The 13282-nt window shown below is 46.2% G+C and carries 12 protein-coding genes and 1 pseudogene; 3 read left to right on the plus strand and 10 right to left on the minus strand.

Translation table 11 applies throughout. The features are described 5' to 3' along the window. Positions 1 to 264 precede the first annotated feature (264 nt). On the minus strand, positions 265 to 1041 hold the full coding sequence (locus QUA78_RS23330) for a DUF6816 family protein (protein ID WP_333304833.1): 777 nt from the start codon (positions 1039 to 1041) through the stop codon (positions 265 to 267). A 282-nt stretch (positions 1042 to 1323) separates the two neighbouring features. Here QUA78_RS23330 and QUA78_RS23335 point away from each other — a divergent pair, with 282 nt between their 5' ends. Beyond that, the gene (locus QUA78_RS23335; RefSeq protein WP_333399043.1) at positions 1324 to 3510 is read left to right on the plus strand and encodes an iron uptake porin; all 2187 of its coding nucleotides are present in this window, start codon (positions 1324 to 1326) and stop codon (positions 3508 to 3510) included. A 135-nt stretch (positions 3511 to 3645) separates the two neighbouring features. Beyond that, positions 3646 to 4215, plus strand: coding sequence for a class I SAM-dependent methyltransferase (locus tag QUA78_RS23340; RefSeq protein WP_333304827.1), 570 nt, complete (start codon positions 3646 to 3648; stop codon positions 4213 to 4215). Between the two features lie 116 nt (positions 4216 to 4331). Here QUA78_RS23340 and QUA78_RS23345 read toward each other — a convergent pair whose 3' ends face one another. The 9 genes and pseudogenes from QUA78_RS23345 to QUA78_RS23385 form a co-directional block, all read right to left on the minus strand. Continuing rightward, positions 4332 to 4493, minus strand: a complete 162-nt coding sequence (locus tag QUA78_RS23345; protein ID WP_333304826.1) for a hypothetical protein — start codon at positions 4491 to 4493, stop codon at positions 4332 to 4334. Positions 4494 to 4551: 58 nt separating this feature from the next. Beyond that, positions 4552 to 5394, minus strand: a complete 843-nt coding sequence (locus QUA78_RS23350; RefSeq protein ID WP_445302395.1) for a DMT family transporter — start codon at positions 5392 to 5394, stop codon at positions 4552 to 4554. Positions 5395 to 5408: 14 nt separating this feature from the next. Then, positions 5409 to 6522, minus strand: a pseudogene (locus QUA78_RS23355) (IS630 family transposase). Positions 6523 to 6723: 201 nt separating this feature from the next. Then, positions 6724 to 7611 (minus strand): NarL family transcriptional regulator, encoded by an 888-nt coding sequence (locus QUA78_RS23360; RefSeq protein WP_333304823.1) that lies wholly within the window; start codon positions 7609 to 7611, stop codon positions 6724 to 6726. Between the two features lie 388 nt (positions 7612 to 7999). Further along, positions 8000 to 8443: a ChuX/HutX family heme-like substrate-binding protein gene (locus QUA78_RS23365; RefSeq protein WP_333304821.1), complete on the minus strand. Its 444-nt coding sequence runs from the start codon at positions 8441 to 8443 to the stop codon at positions 8000 to 8002. Positions 8444 to 8505: 62 nt separating this feature from the next. Then, positions 8506 to 9459, minus strand: coding sequence for a PhoH family protein (locus QUA78_RS23370; RefSeq protein ID WP_333304835.1), 954 nt, complete (start codon positions 9457 to 9459; stop codon positions 8506 to 8508). A 378-nt stretch (positions 9460 to 9837) separates the two neighbouring features. After that, the gene (locus QUA78_RS23375; RefSeq protein ID WP_333304819.1) at positions 9838 to 10326 is read right to left on the minus strand and encodes a KH domain-containing protein; all 489 of its coding nucleotides are present in this window, start codon (positions 10324 to 10326) and stop codon (positions 9838 to 9840) included. After that, a complete protein-coding gene (rpsP, locus tag QUA78_RS23380) occupies positions 10298 to 10582 on the minus strand; it encodes a 30S ribosomal protein S16 (RefSeq protein ID WP_333304817.1) in 285 nt (94 codons plus the stop codon). The genes QUA78_RS23375 and rpsP overlap by 29 nt, the downstream gene beginning before the upstream one ends. Positions 10583 to 10663: 81 nt before the next feature. Continuing rightward, positions 10664 to 11998: a D-alanyl-D-alanine carboxypeptidase gene (locus tag QUA78_RS23385; RefSeq protein WP_333304816.1), complete on the minus strand. Its 1335-nt coding sequence runs from the start codon at positions 11996 to 11998 to the stop codon at positions 10664 to 10666. Positions 11999 to 12210: 212 nt separating this feature from the next. On the opposite strand from QUA78_RS23385, the gene plsX reads away from it, so the two are divergent. Beyond that, a complete protein-coding gene (gene plsX, locus QUA78_RS23390) occupies positions 12211 to 13260 on the plus strand; it encodes a phosphate acyltransferase PlsX (RefSeq protein WP_333304814.1) in 1050 nt (349 codons plus the stop codon). Positions 13261 to 13282 lie beyond the last annotated feature (22 nt).

The following is a 13282-nucleotide window of genomic DNA, read 5'->3' on the forward strand; positions in this document are numbered from 1 at the left end:
TTTTCGGTGCTGGTGACCCAGTTGCAAAACTGGTCCCACAGGTTGGCGCTTTCGCGCTGCTGTAAGGTTGTTGTCATGGTTTTATGATTGCTGTATTTGGTTGTCAATGTTCGGATGATGTTTCTATTATTAACGGTTTTGTTAATGTTTGTAAAGGGGTTGAGCGACAGTTTAACTGATGGGGGTTATCAGGAAAGCTGATGAAAACAGAGACAGGGGCGAAAAAAGTCGATCCTTGCTAGGTCGATCGAGATGACAACTTAATTATGCCGGCACCAACTCCAACCGATATCGGTACAAAGCCACAGGATGTCCCCCAGCAGCAAAATAATCCGGGTCTTGAGGCGACAAATAAATCGCTGTTACCTGATCGGCTTCAATTCTTTTACTCGCAGAACCGCTTTTTTCCCCGCCTCCAACAACTCGATAAGCCGTTGTGGTTTCCACCTCATTTAAATAAATATCAGACTCTCCCCGAAACACCTGCTGAGAAATCTCTGTCGATACAAACTCGCGAGGATTCGGCGTCTCAGTTCCCCGACTGGTAACAATTGAAATTAGTTGGCGTTCCCCTTTCAAAACAGTAATTTGGCGGTTGGGATTGTTCGGATCGACTTTCACCGAAAGTACGCCACCATCGCCTAAATAAGCCTTGGCAATGTTTAAACCATTAAAAGTGCGCTCTGCTACAATTTTTGTAGCTTTTTTAGATGTATTATTATAAATAAAACCAATATTTTTTTCGGGTTGAAACCGCACTTTAAACAATACCGGCTGCTGCAAATAGCGGCGGTTGCCTTCAAAGCCGGGCGTGACAATATTTGGTGCTAAAGGCGCGGCTAAATCCACCAAAGTGCTCGCAACATTCCAAGTGCCAGCCATCCAATCTGGATAAACCAAATCCCCCTTAGCTACAGCGATAGGAGGCTTGCCTTCCCAATTGGGAAAACTGGATATGCGATCGCTCAAAACTCCCGCACTGGCACCACCGCACCACAGAAGTAACGCCAAAACCCAACAAAAACCCCAAATTGCTCTCATACCACGCTGCATCTCACGGGCTCACTTTTTCTGCCTCTGCTTTATGTCTTCTGTTCTCGAACGACGTGTAAAGCTATTGTAACGCTACGTTCCTAACAATCCGCTAAAAGCCGGACTCAGTTTTTATGTTCGCCTACCTCAAATAATTTATTGTAACAAGCTACCATCAAACGCAACCAATAAAACTTGGAAATTGCTGGCTCACAGCAAACAATAAAAAAAAAGTGAGTGAGTACGCAAGTTGTGATATGTTACCAACTAGGATGTGAGGATCAATATACTATGAATACACTTTTTGGCAAAACTTTAGTAGTTACGCTAACTGTTTTAGGCAGTGGACTGATGCCGTTGGCGGTCGCCCAGGCAGTCGATTCCCCAATTACGGAAGAACCAACAGCTTCACCAACCAACAGCGAAGAAACCGATCCCCAAATAATCAATGTCGAAGCAGATCCACTGCCAGAATCAGTAGTTAGCGGTGAAAAGGTGAGCGAGAACTCCCCGAACGGCCTGCTTCCAACCCCTACTAACACTGAAATAGCAACGCCAGTTAGCGGTGAAAAGGTGAGTGAGAACTCCCCGAACGGCCTGCTTCCAACCCCTACTAACACTGAAATAGCAACGCCAGTTAGCAGTGAAAAGGTGAGCGAGAACTCCCCGAACGGCCTGCTTCCAACCCCTACTAACACTGAAATAGCAACGCACAAAGCGGCAGATTTCAGTCAACAGATCAGTCCAAATCAGGAAACAGGGTCAGAGCCAACAAAGGAAAATTCCCGAGTTTCCGATCCATCGCCAGAGAGCACCTGGACCCAACAAGTGATTCCTGTCTCAGGGCTAACAGCAGAACTGCCACAAGAAGATACCTCAATTGAGCCAGCCAGGGAAAAAACTCTCAACCCCGAATCATCGCTTGTCGATCGGGATACCTCTGTTGAGCCTGACTTGCAAAATACCCTCAACCCGGAATTCTCAGAAGACAACACATCGTCGATGGACCAAGTGACCTCAGTCTCTCAGCTATCCGACGTGAAGCCAACAGATTGGGCATTTCAAGCATTGCAATCTCTAGTCGAACGGTACGGTTGTATCGCAGGCTATCCCGACGGCACCTACCGCGGCAACCGGGCAATGACCCGCTACGAATTTGCCGCAGGTTTAAACGCCTGCTTGGATAAAGTGAGGGAGGTAATTACCGCTGGGACGACAAACTTAGCTACCAAAGAAGACTTGCTTGCCGTCCAACGGCTGCAAGAAGAATTTGCAGCGGAATTGGCAACCCTGCGCGGGCGCGTAGATACCCTGGAAGCTCGCACCGCAGAACTCGAAGCCAACCAATTCTCCACAACCACAAAGCTGACCGGTCAGGTGTTGACTTATCTGGGAGATGCTTTTGGCAAAAATGCTAGCGAAGCAAATAACACTACATTGGGCTATCGACTCCAACTCAACTTGAATAGCAGCTTCACGGGTCAAGACAGCTTGTTCGTCGTTCTGGAAGCCATAAATTTAAGGCCACTTAACACAGCTACCGAATTTCCGCAAGGTCGTCTCAGCGGCCCGACTGATGAAAGTCGTTTCCTGCCATCCGACATATCAGGAAATGGAAGTTTGAATTTGATCGGATTGGGATACCGCTTCCCGGTGGGTGACAAACTGCTGGTTTCTTTAAATGCCTTTTCTAGCAATCGGCTACTTTCAGCACCCCTGAGTCCATTTGCCAGTCCGACTACAGGAGCTCTATCGTACTTTGGTGCAATCAACCCGATTCTGTACCCTGCCATTCAGCAGACAGGGATTGGCGTACAGTGGAAAGCAACTCCGTGGTTGAACTTCGATTTCGCCGCCGGCAGCGAATTCCGGACTAACGACCCGACTGTAGGTTTCTCCAAAGCCGGCTACAGTGGTTCTGTACGAACGGTCTTCGATTTCGGCCCGCTCGATATTTCTTTAAATTATGTCCACTTATACTCTCCTCAATTTGGGGTTGATACGTTCAGCGGCAGTAACGCTGCCCAAATTCAAGGAGCAGGAGCAGTTGTCGCCAACGCCTATCTTCCTGGAATCTCTTATCGAGTCTCCCGGACTTTGGGGTTAAGCGGTTCTGTCGGTTTGATTAATGCTCGTGCCTTGGGCAAGGGTACGAAGGGAGATGCTAATGTGGTGGACTATCGTTTTTCTTTGGCTTTTTATGACTTGGGCAAAGAAGGCAACTTAGCTGGTATTGTTTTTGGGGTGCAACCTCGGTTGACTGGTACGAGCAATGGGGCGATCGCTCAAGCGATCGGTTTACCTGCCGGACAGCGCAAGGATCGCGACCTGGGATTTCACATTGAAGCCTTTTATACCCATCAACTCACCGACAATATCACGATTACTCCTGGTATCTTCTGGTTGACCGCCCCCAACCATGACGATCGCAACGCCGATGTTGTTGTCGGAGCAATCAGAACCACCTTCTCTTTTTAACTCACATAGGACGATCGCACAGACTGATTTTTTACACCACCTGTAGAGTTTTGGTGGGCAGTTCCCACCCTACAAATAGAGTCTGTGCGATCGTCCTGTTTAACTCACATAGGACGATCGCACCCACTCTTACATATGAACCAACAAGTTTTAGCAGTCATTGAAAAAATCGGCGTCCTCGGTGGCGAACAGTACGGCGAAAGTGCTTGGCGAAATCCGATTCGTCAAGATACCGGCCCAATTCTGCAAGCTGTTGTTGCTGCTGTACGACCAAAAACGATCCTTGAACTTGGTACTGGATATGGTCTCTCTACCTGCTACCTCGCACTTGGAGATCCTCAGGCTATCATCCACACCGTCGAGTTCGATAAATCTGTGGCAGAGCAAGCCGGGGAACACTTTCAACAAGCAGGAATAGATAGCCAGATTCGGCAGTGGATTTGTCCTTCTGAAGAGGCAATTAGGCAAATTCCGAAAGAGATTCCGCTGCCGGATTTGGTGTTTGTAGATCACGCGAAGCGGCCTTATAAAGACGACGTTCGCGCGATTATTGAACGCTGTAGCGGCAAACAAATTCTGATCCTTGCAGATAATGTCGAAGATCGCAAGCAGGAACTTTCCGATTTTCTCGACTGGTTTGGGGGGATCGCAGTCACAAGTACGATCGTCCCTACCCAGTGCGGTTTGCTGGTTGCATGGGTATAAGTAGTTGCTAGTTCACCCAGATTTTCATTTTTTGCATGGAGGTAGGTTCAATTAGTTTGCTGCTTGTGTATTGATGGACAACTGTGCACTCTGGCAAATACCTTTGTTGTTAGCGCCTAAGAATAATTTCTGGCGCTAGCATCATTAAATTGGCGAGAACCAAATGCGATGTCTAGAGTAATTGCAGCAACTATCTCTAGTGAAGCGACACAAACAAATGGCAATTGTTGAATGCGATCGAAGGCTATTGATAGTTCTGTAGATCCAGCAATGACCACTCCAACTCCTTGTTGTTCTGTTAGTAATTTGCATTTTCAGTCTTTAACTTTACTCTGATTAAATTTCCGGCTTCTCCTTGAGATCTAACTCAGGTTTCACTAAGACTGGATCGACGAGCATCAAAAATATTCCCGCTAGCACCATCGCTGCACCAACAAAACTAAAGATGCCAAAAGTTTCTCCTAACAACCAAAATGCAAAAATTGATCCGAAAACAGGCTCTAATGACAAAAGCACAGCTACTTCTTGAGCTGAAACCCAACGCTGTGCTGTCGTCATCAGTAAAGTCACAAGAGCACTGCCTACTATACCAAGATAACCAAGCAATCCTAGATTCATTTCAATTGCTTCTATATTCCCCAAAATCTCAGGAGCCGCCCATAGTAAGCTCAATGCAGCTACAACCAAGATTTGGATACCTGTAAGTGCCAAAGATGAGTGACGCTCGGCAATTTGTTCGCGTAGGAGGATATATGCTGAGTCAGCGATCGCAGAGCCGAATAACCATAAACTACCGCTTAGGGCTTCCCCACCTTCCCAAGACATAATGCCAATCCCACTAAATGCCAATATTGCTGCCAACAACACCTCTATCTTAAAACTCTTACGAAACACGAGTTCAAATAGGGTTACAAAAACGACATTTAATCCAAAAATAAATGATGCCTGATGAGCTGAAATAGTTTCAAGCCCAATGGTAGAAGAGACAAAAACTCCGAATAATAAAAGCCCAAGTATTGCTCCTTCTCTAACTAGACAAAGATTAAGTTTACCAATAAATGGAAGGAAAATTATTGCAGCAAGTGTAAAGCGGAAAGCTAACTGAGTTTCAGGATTTAGGTTCACGAGAGCCTCTTTGACCACCGAAGAAGTTGAACCCAGAATCATAGCAACAGTAATAAGCTGTTAGACATCTAAACTGCATTAACTAAGTTACCTTTATTTTTTATCTTTCGGTGCCATTTCATAATTAGTCCTCCTTCATTTAACAGTTTATGTAACAGTGATTCTAGTTTTTCAATGGATTCAAATAATCTATTAGCAACATATTCCTTGGCAGAATGCCATACTAATTCAACTAGGTTATAGTCAGGGCTATATTTGGGCAAAAACTCGGTAGATTAGATTGGGCATTTCTGACGCTATTTTCTGCAAAGTCTCTGCTTTTTTATGAAAACTAGCGTTGTCCAAAATTATCACAAACTTACAGCCTTTATCTTTAAAGTCTGACGCTAAATTCCCTTGCAATATCCACTCTCCTTTTAAATCTTCATGAAAATTTTTCAGCACTGCGTAAAAATTAGCAGAATTTCCAGAGGGAATAAAATCTACCCATCTTTTTTTGTCTGAGTATCTCACTCCACCCATAACATTAATACGACCTTTTCGTCGCTCTCCTTTTTTGTTACTTCGAGTCCCCTTTTTACACCAGTTCTTCCTTCTAATTACTCTTAAACTAAATCCACTTTCGTCCCAAAACCATACCTGTAAAAGGTCTGGAGATTCTTTTTCTGCTTTTAGATATTCAGCTAATTTATCTTTAAATAAACCCCTTTCTACGGCATTTTGCTTAGACTCTAAGCTGTATTTAGCCCAAAGGTAAACATACTTTTTTGATTTTAAAATTCTCCTTACTTGGGTACTACTCAGCTCAATTCCCGTCTGCTCTCCTAGATATATTGCAAGTCTAGCTGTTGTCCATCTTCCGAACTCATAACCATATTTTTCAGGGTCTACTTCAACTGTTTCTCAAAGTAAATTAATGTATTTTTCTGTAGCTTTTCGGTAATTACCCTTCATCCTATTATCTTTAAAACTGTCTAAATTTTCAGGATCGCCATGAACGCTCCAATAGGCAACTTTTCTGAGAGAACATCCAATTTGTTCAGCAGTTTGAGCTTGTGTATTTCCGTTGTTTAGTAATAAAAATATTAACGCTCTTTGTCGAATGTCTGGATGCTCATGGTCTTTTAATGCTTGTTGCAGAGTTTCCTTTGTCTCGGAACTGAGGAAGTTTTTAGTAGGCATTGACTTTTTATAAAAATTGTCATATTATACCATACAATATGCGTTTTAGATGCAGAACAGCTTAACTACTAAAATACCTTTCGTGCGATCGCTAGTTTCTTTTATCAAAGCCATATTTATCAATATAATTTAAAAATTATATCACAAGTACACAATAAAAAATGCAGAAGCTTTACTGATTTTGCATTTGATTACTTAACATCAATGAGCGAGCTCGGAAAAACCGTATTTTTCCAGCTTACTATCTCGTTGAACATCGCAAGTCGTACAGTGAAATGACCCTCCAAAGCTATAAACGTGGCGAAAATCAACGGGAATGACTTTAAAACCTAAATCGTGCAAAAGTTTCTGAGTAGGTTCTTCTTGCCGTTCAACGATAACACGCTCTGTGTCTAACATCAGAAGATTCATACTCACCCACTTACTGGCAATGGGCAACTCCCAATAGTCAGGAGTTGTCGGTAAAGCAGTTTCAACTAAATCCCACCCTGCCTTCTTAAAAAATTCTGGGTTGTAGGGCGGGCGGATAGGATTAATTAAGGCGATTCCAGGTTTCAAGGGAACCAGAGAAGCATCAATGTGCATCGGGTTAAAATCCTTGAACTTTATTGTGTGTACTCTGTACTCTTCGCCCAAATGGTTTCTTAGCCATGTAATTCCCATTTCATTAGTAACATGACTGCGCTGCACAAATATATCCCGCCCAAACCGCACGATATCTGCTGCATCAAAGCAAGGTTCAAATTCTGTGGTAACGTAACGTCCTTTTTGAACTAATTCTTCTCTCTCTTCGGGGGATTTAGCAGCAAACTCAAAATCATAAAGTTCATTGGACATCAGAGGTTTGGGGGCAGTTGTCCACTTGGCACCTTGCTTGAGATACTCTTTCATCAGCGATCGATAGGCACGATATTCAAAGAAGCGCGATCGCCATGCCATCGGTGCTTCAAAAATCTCATTGCCGATGACAATCAAGATATCGCGGGGCATAGCTGCATAAAGACCGGATGCTTCAAAGTCTGGGGTTTTATAAGGTTGTGAGAAATCGATTACATCGGGACGTTTTACTTTAACTCCTTCGGCTTCCAAGATATGGCAAAATTCTTCAAGTTCTTTAGCTGCTGCTTGAACTAACTCTTCTGGAAAAGGTTTACCTGCATATTTGTTGAAAAAGTCTTGATATTGGGGAGGAACATCAACATCAAGACAAGGTTCGCTTGCAGGTACAGAAGCGCCTTATATACGACCTACTATTACTTCTTTTAGTAAATCCCATTCATTATGGCTGTTAACAACTGGAAATGTTTGAGCGATTGATTTCATTTGCTTGTTTCTGTTTTTAAGACATTTAACTACCAATTTTACAGAATTATTGAACGTTGTTATCAAGCTTTACATTTAGGAGTAGAGTAATCATTTACTTGAATGTCCAGATGTTTTGATAATTTTGCTACAATCTTCTGAAAAAAAAATAGCTTCAAATCTCATCAACAGGTTGCGGTTCCCAAACCTCCCCGTATTTATCCTTCAATTCGTGCCAGTTTTCCACCTGTCCCGGTTCGTATTCCCCCGGCTTTCCCCACTGCAAAAATGCGCTCAAAGCAGCATCATTTTGTTCGTCCAGAAAACGGATCGCATAAGTAGTAAAATTGCCTCTTTTCGCTTCGCCAGTCTCGAACTTAACCTGTTTTATTTTGTCCATATTTAGGTGAAACTCAAATATTTCGGCGTGCATATTTGCATATTTACCCTTCGGCAATTCCGCATAAAACAGCTTGTGAATTGAACCGCGCACTTCGAGCACAGCCGCGCTGCTAGTTACGATTAAACGCAGTGTTCCCAAATTTTCGCAAGCTTCTAAGAATTCTTTCAGGTTAGGCATAATTTGGTAATTGGTAATTGGGCATTGGGCATTGGGCATTGGGCATTGGGCATTGAGAATTAGAAACAACAACAACTAACAACTAATCCAATGACTACTGACTATTTTTCATGTAGTTCGTAAGCAGCGACAATCCGCTGCACTAGCGGGTGTCTCACCACATCCGCCTGAGAAAATTCGCAAAAAGCAATGCCCTCAACGTTGCGCAGAATGTTTTGGGCAACTGACAATCCCGACTGTTGGTTTGGTGGCAAATCTGTTTGAGTGATATCGCCGGTCACTACCATTCTCGATCGAAACCCCAGACGAGTCAACACCATTTTCATTTGAGCCGGTGTCGTATTTTGAGCTTCGTCCAAAATTACGAAAGCATTGCTGAGAGTGCGCCCCCGCATATAAGCTAAGGGAGCTACTTCGATCAAGCCTCTTTCCATTAAATCGGCCATTTTTTCAGGGTCGATCATTTCTTGCAGGGCGTCGTAAAGCGGGCGCAAATATGGATCGACTTTTTGCTGCAAATCTCCCGGCAAAAACCCTAGTTTTTCGCCTGCTTCTACAGCCGGCCTGGTTAATATGAGCCGTTCGTACTGTTTGCTTAACAAAGCTTGGATGGCGAAAATAGCTGCTAAAAATGTCTTGCCAGTACCGGCAGGGCCGATGCAAAATGTCAGGTCATGGGTGCGTACTGCTTGGACGTACTGCCGCTGCTTGAAGGTTTTGGCTCTAATTTCTTCGCCTCGGCGTGTTTTGGCAAGAACGTCTCGCTGCAAGTCTTGCAAATCGCCTTGGCGGTTGGTATCCAAAGCTTGGCGCGCCGTCTGGATTTCAACTCCGGTAATATTTTTGCCTGATTTCCAATAGTCGGAGAGCGATCGCACTAATTTATGACACAATTCTACTTGACTTTTCGTGCCGGAAATCAGCAGTTCTTGACCTCGCATTACCAGGTTAGCGCCGGTTTGCTTAGAGATAATTTTTAGGTTTTCTTCTTGATGGCCCGAGAGCGACATCGCGCTTTGAGTGCTCGGCAACTCTATTGTTAATTTTTCAATCATGCCAACATAAGCTCCCTCCAAATAAGCAATTAAAACTTCACAACTAACAGTTAAATCAGTCCCTTTTTGCAAACAAAAAAACGCCCATTACTAGGTAAAACCTAGTATCTAAGGCGTCTTTTAGATTTAGCTGCCAAATGAGTTTGGTGCTTGAGATACAAATCAAATCTCCTTTCAATCAAGTCAGGCAACTTTAGATTTTAGATTTTAGATTTTAGATTTTAGATTTTAGATTTACCTCATCCCGCTGACATTTGAGATTTAAAATTTTACATTTGTGTCCGATCGCAAAACCGGCAATCTCAAATCAAGCGGGGCTTGTAATACAAAGTCTACAACAGGCAATCTAAAATCTAAAATTGTTTTTTGGCTCTGCAGTTAATAACCGGGAGTATTTCTGCTGGTTCTAAACGTAGGTGTGTTAGTACGGCGAGGTTGTTCTCTCGGAGTTCTGCTAGCTAAGGGACTCGGCGACGGAGGCGGCGTCCGGGGTCGGAAGTCGCCTCGCGGCTCGCGCGAGCCGCGATCCGGACGGTCGCGATCCGGGCGCTCGCGATCGCCCCTGGGCGGCGAGGAGCCACGATCGCCCGCTTCGCCATCGTATATATCTAAGTAGAGCGACTGACCCGCCGTCTGCGCCACCGCTTCGAGCGTAGTTCTAATTGCCTGAATATTGCGTCCGCCCCTACCGTAAACCCGGCCTTTGTCGGGATCTTCAAAAGCGAGCCTAACCCAGACCCGCGATTGGCGCGGGTGCAGTTCGCAATCTACCCGCAAAGAGCCTGGGGTCTCTAAAAAAGGCCCAATTAAAAACTTAACCAGTCCAGCGTAGTTGGGACTAGCTGACTGCTGCTGTGCTGGATTCAACGTTGGCTCCGGCTCCGACTTGTTCAAATACATGGGCTTTTCTGAGGATGTCACGCACGGTGTCAGTTGGCTGAGCGCCGTCTTGCAGGCGCTTGACAATCGCTGGAACATCCAGCCTGGTTTCGTTATTTCTGGGGTTGTAAAAGCCGAGCTCTTCTAGGGGACGGCCGTCGCGGCGGGTAGAACTGTTCATCGCTACAATCCGGTAGCTTGTCTCGCGTTTTTTCCCGTATCTCTTCAATCGCAGTTTGATCATCTTCTTGCAGAATAGTCTTGTTTCAATTCTAAGCTATTATGTCGGTCGTCTTTCTGCGAACCCCAACTCAACCCCTATTTCTTAACCTCCCAGCAAAATATCGCTGCGATTTGCTGCCCCCAAGGCAGGTCTGCCGCCGTCAATGTGCGGTGTAATTGCTAGTGGCAAAGTCAATGCAGTTCCCCACTGCTGCACCAATTTTTGCAAAAATATATCTTGCTGTTCTCTCAAAGAGTCCCAATCAGTGCCGCGATTAATAATTGCAAACCACACTAAACCCCGATCGCGCGTGGGTATGGCTCCAGCCAAAGCAATCACGGTGTCCAAACTACCTGTTTTCACCACAGCAGATCGCGGAATGTGCCGGTGTTCTACAGTGCCTTTATCGCGCCCGGACACCGGAAACAAGTCAGCAATCGTCAGCCCAGTAGTCTGAAGGTTGCGCGCGATCGCCTGCATCATCCCACAAGCCGCCCTCGGAGACATCTGATTTTCCACTCCCAATCCCGAACCGTTAACTAATTGGAGTTCCTCCTCCGGCACCCCTGCAGCCCAAGTCGCTTGCTGCTGCACTATTTTGGCCCCACCCAAATCGTCGGCCAGCATCTGAGCCATTTCATTGTCGCTGTGGACGTTCATCTGCTTGAGAATTTCGGCTAAAGGGAGCGATCGGCGCTTCAGGAGCAAATGACCCAAAGTCACAAATTTCTCAGCAATGACGCTGCCGGCCACCGTTACTTGCGGCTTTCTAGTTCCCGGAGCCATCTTAGAATACATTGCCACCACGTCCTGAGGCCAACTGCGACCGTCGAGGGCCTGCCGAAGTATCTCCCCCGCAGCCAAAGGATCGGACTGGTAATTCATGCGAAAATTGCCTGTCACCACCAAATTGCCCGCTACCCGATCGATACCCATTTGATTGAGAGCATTGCCCACGGCGATCGCCTCCTCCCACACAAACAGCGGATCGCCCCCGCCGCTGACCACCAAATCTCCCTGCAATACACCATTGCTAATCGGCCCGGTTGCTCGGAACCGCGTTTCAAACTGATAATCCGCGCCCCAAGTCTCCAGCGACGCCAGAGAAGTCGCAATCTTAGTCAGCGAAGCCCCAGGCATCAGCACTGTCCCCTGCTGACTTACCAGCGGCACCATTCCCGCTTGCACCCAAATTCCCTGATTCCCATCAATCAGGTTCTTGTCTTTTAAGTCTTTTAAATATTCCCGCACCGTCGCTTCTGCGGGCAAGTCTGGATTTGCCGCACTTATTCCCCCAAAAGCCAAATCTTCGGCCACCACTAACCCGGGTATTCCTCCCCGCCAAGCCAGCACTGACGCAGCATTAGGCGCGGCAGTGCCTACCCCAGCCATGTCCAGCCACAGAGACATCATCCCTGAGCTAAATAAATCCAGCATTTTTTACTCCTAAAGTCATGTAAACTATTGCATTGATTTTTTCAATTTGCAGGCAAAAATAGTAAAGTAGTGACAAAACAAGCTCTATCAGAGTAGTCGGAAATCAGAATTGTCCGATCGGGCGCGAGCGGATTTTAGTTCTTTATTCAGACTTCTGGATTCACGCTCCTGACTTCCTGGTAGAATTTTTAGTGTTTCTCAAACATTGGTCAATGGGATCGACACGCGCAAGAATTGCAATAGACGCTATGGGTGGGGATCACGCCCCCGCCGAAGTTGTAGCTGGAGCGCTTAAGGCACAAGAAGAATTAGGCGTAGAGATTTTGCTCGTGGGCGACCCGCAGCAAATAGAAGACTCGCTCCGGCAACAAGACGCGATCGGCCGCGTCTCTACAGGTCAGCTAGAAATCGTTCCTTCTGAAGGAGCGGTGGAAATGCACGAAGAACCTTTGAGTGCCCTCAAACGCAAGCCCAAAGCTTCGATTAACGTAGCGATGAACTTGGTAAAGCAGCAGCAAGCTGATGCTGTGGTGTCCGCCGGTCACTCGGGCGCGGCAATGGCTGCAGCCCTGCTCAGGTTGGGCAGGCTCCCCGGAATCGATCGCCCTGCGATCGGTGCGGTTTTGCCGACAATGGTACCGGGCAGCTCTGTACTCATTCTCGATGTCGGCGCTAATGTGGACTGCCGCCCCAAATTTTTGGAGCAGTTCGCTCTTATGGGAACTATTTACAGCCAGTGCGTGCTGGGCGTCGCCGAACCTAAAATCGGCCTGCTCAACATTGGCGAAGAACCTTCTAAAGGCAACGACGCAGCCGTGCGAACCCACCAGTTATTGGTGGACAACCCTAACATTCCTTTTGTGGGCAATGCCGAAGGCCGCGACGTGCTGTCGGGGAACTTCGACGTGATTGTCTGCGACGGGTTTGTCGGCAACGTGTTGTTGAAGTTTGCCGAAGCGGTGGGCGAAGTCGTGGTGCAAGTGCTTAAGGAAGAATTGGCGGCCGGACTCAAAAATCAAATTAGCGCTCCCCTCCTGCAAGAAAGCCTCAAGGGGTTCAAGCAGCGGGTAGACCACGTTGAACACGGCGGCGGTTTGCTGTTGGGCGTTGCTGGAGTTTGCATTATCAGCCACGGTTCGTCTCAAGCTGCCTCGATTTTTAATGCCATTCGTTTGGCGAAGGAGGCTATTGACAACCAAGTGCTGGAGCGAATTCGATCGTCCAATCACCAAAGCGCTCTGGAACAAGAAGCTGTGAATTAGAGGCAGTAAGTAGGAATTAAAA

Source organism: Microcoleus sp. K4-B3 (genome assembly GCF_036704615.1).
Classification (GTDB): Bacteria; Cyanobacteriota; Cyanobacteriia; order Cyanobacteriales; family Microcoleaceae; genus Microcoleus.

Bases quoted from the DNA above. Each gene is read 5' to 3' on its own strand.
- QUA78_RS23385 (WP_333304816.1), bottom strand. From the start codon at position 11,998: ATGCTGGATTTATTTAGCTCAGGGATGATGTCTCTGTGGCTGGACATG.
- plsX (WP_333304814.1), top strand. From the start codon at position 12,211: ATGGGATCGACACGCGCAAGAATTGCAATAGACGCTATGGGTGGGGAT.
- QUA78_RS23335 (WP_333399043.1), top strand. From the start codon at position 1,324: ATGAATACACTTTTTGGCAAAACTTTAGTAGTTACGCTAACTGTTTTA.
- QUA78_RS23330 (WP_333304833.1), bottom strand. From the start codon at position 1,041: ATGAGAGCAATTTGGGGTTTTTGTTGGGTTTTGGCGTTACTTCTGTGG.
- QUA78_RS23370 (WP_333304835.1), bottom strand. From the start codon at position 9,459: ATGATTGAAAAATTAACAATAGAGTTGCCGAGCACTCAAAGCGCGATG.
- QUA78_RS23340 (WP_333304827.1), top strand. From the start codon at position 3,646: ATGAACCAACAAGTTTTAGCAGTCATTGAAAAAATCGGCGTCCTCGGT.
- rpsP (WP_333304817.1), bottom strand. From the start codon at position 10,582: ATGATCAAACTGCGATTGAAGAGATACGGGAAAAAACGCGAGACAAGC.
- QUA78_RS23365 (WP_333304821.1), bottom strand. From the start codon at position 8,443: ATGCCCAATGCCCAATGCCCAATTACCAATTACCAAATTATGCCTAAC.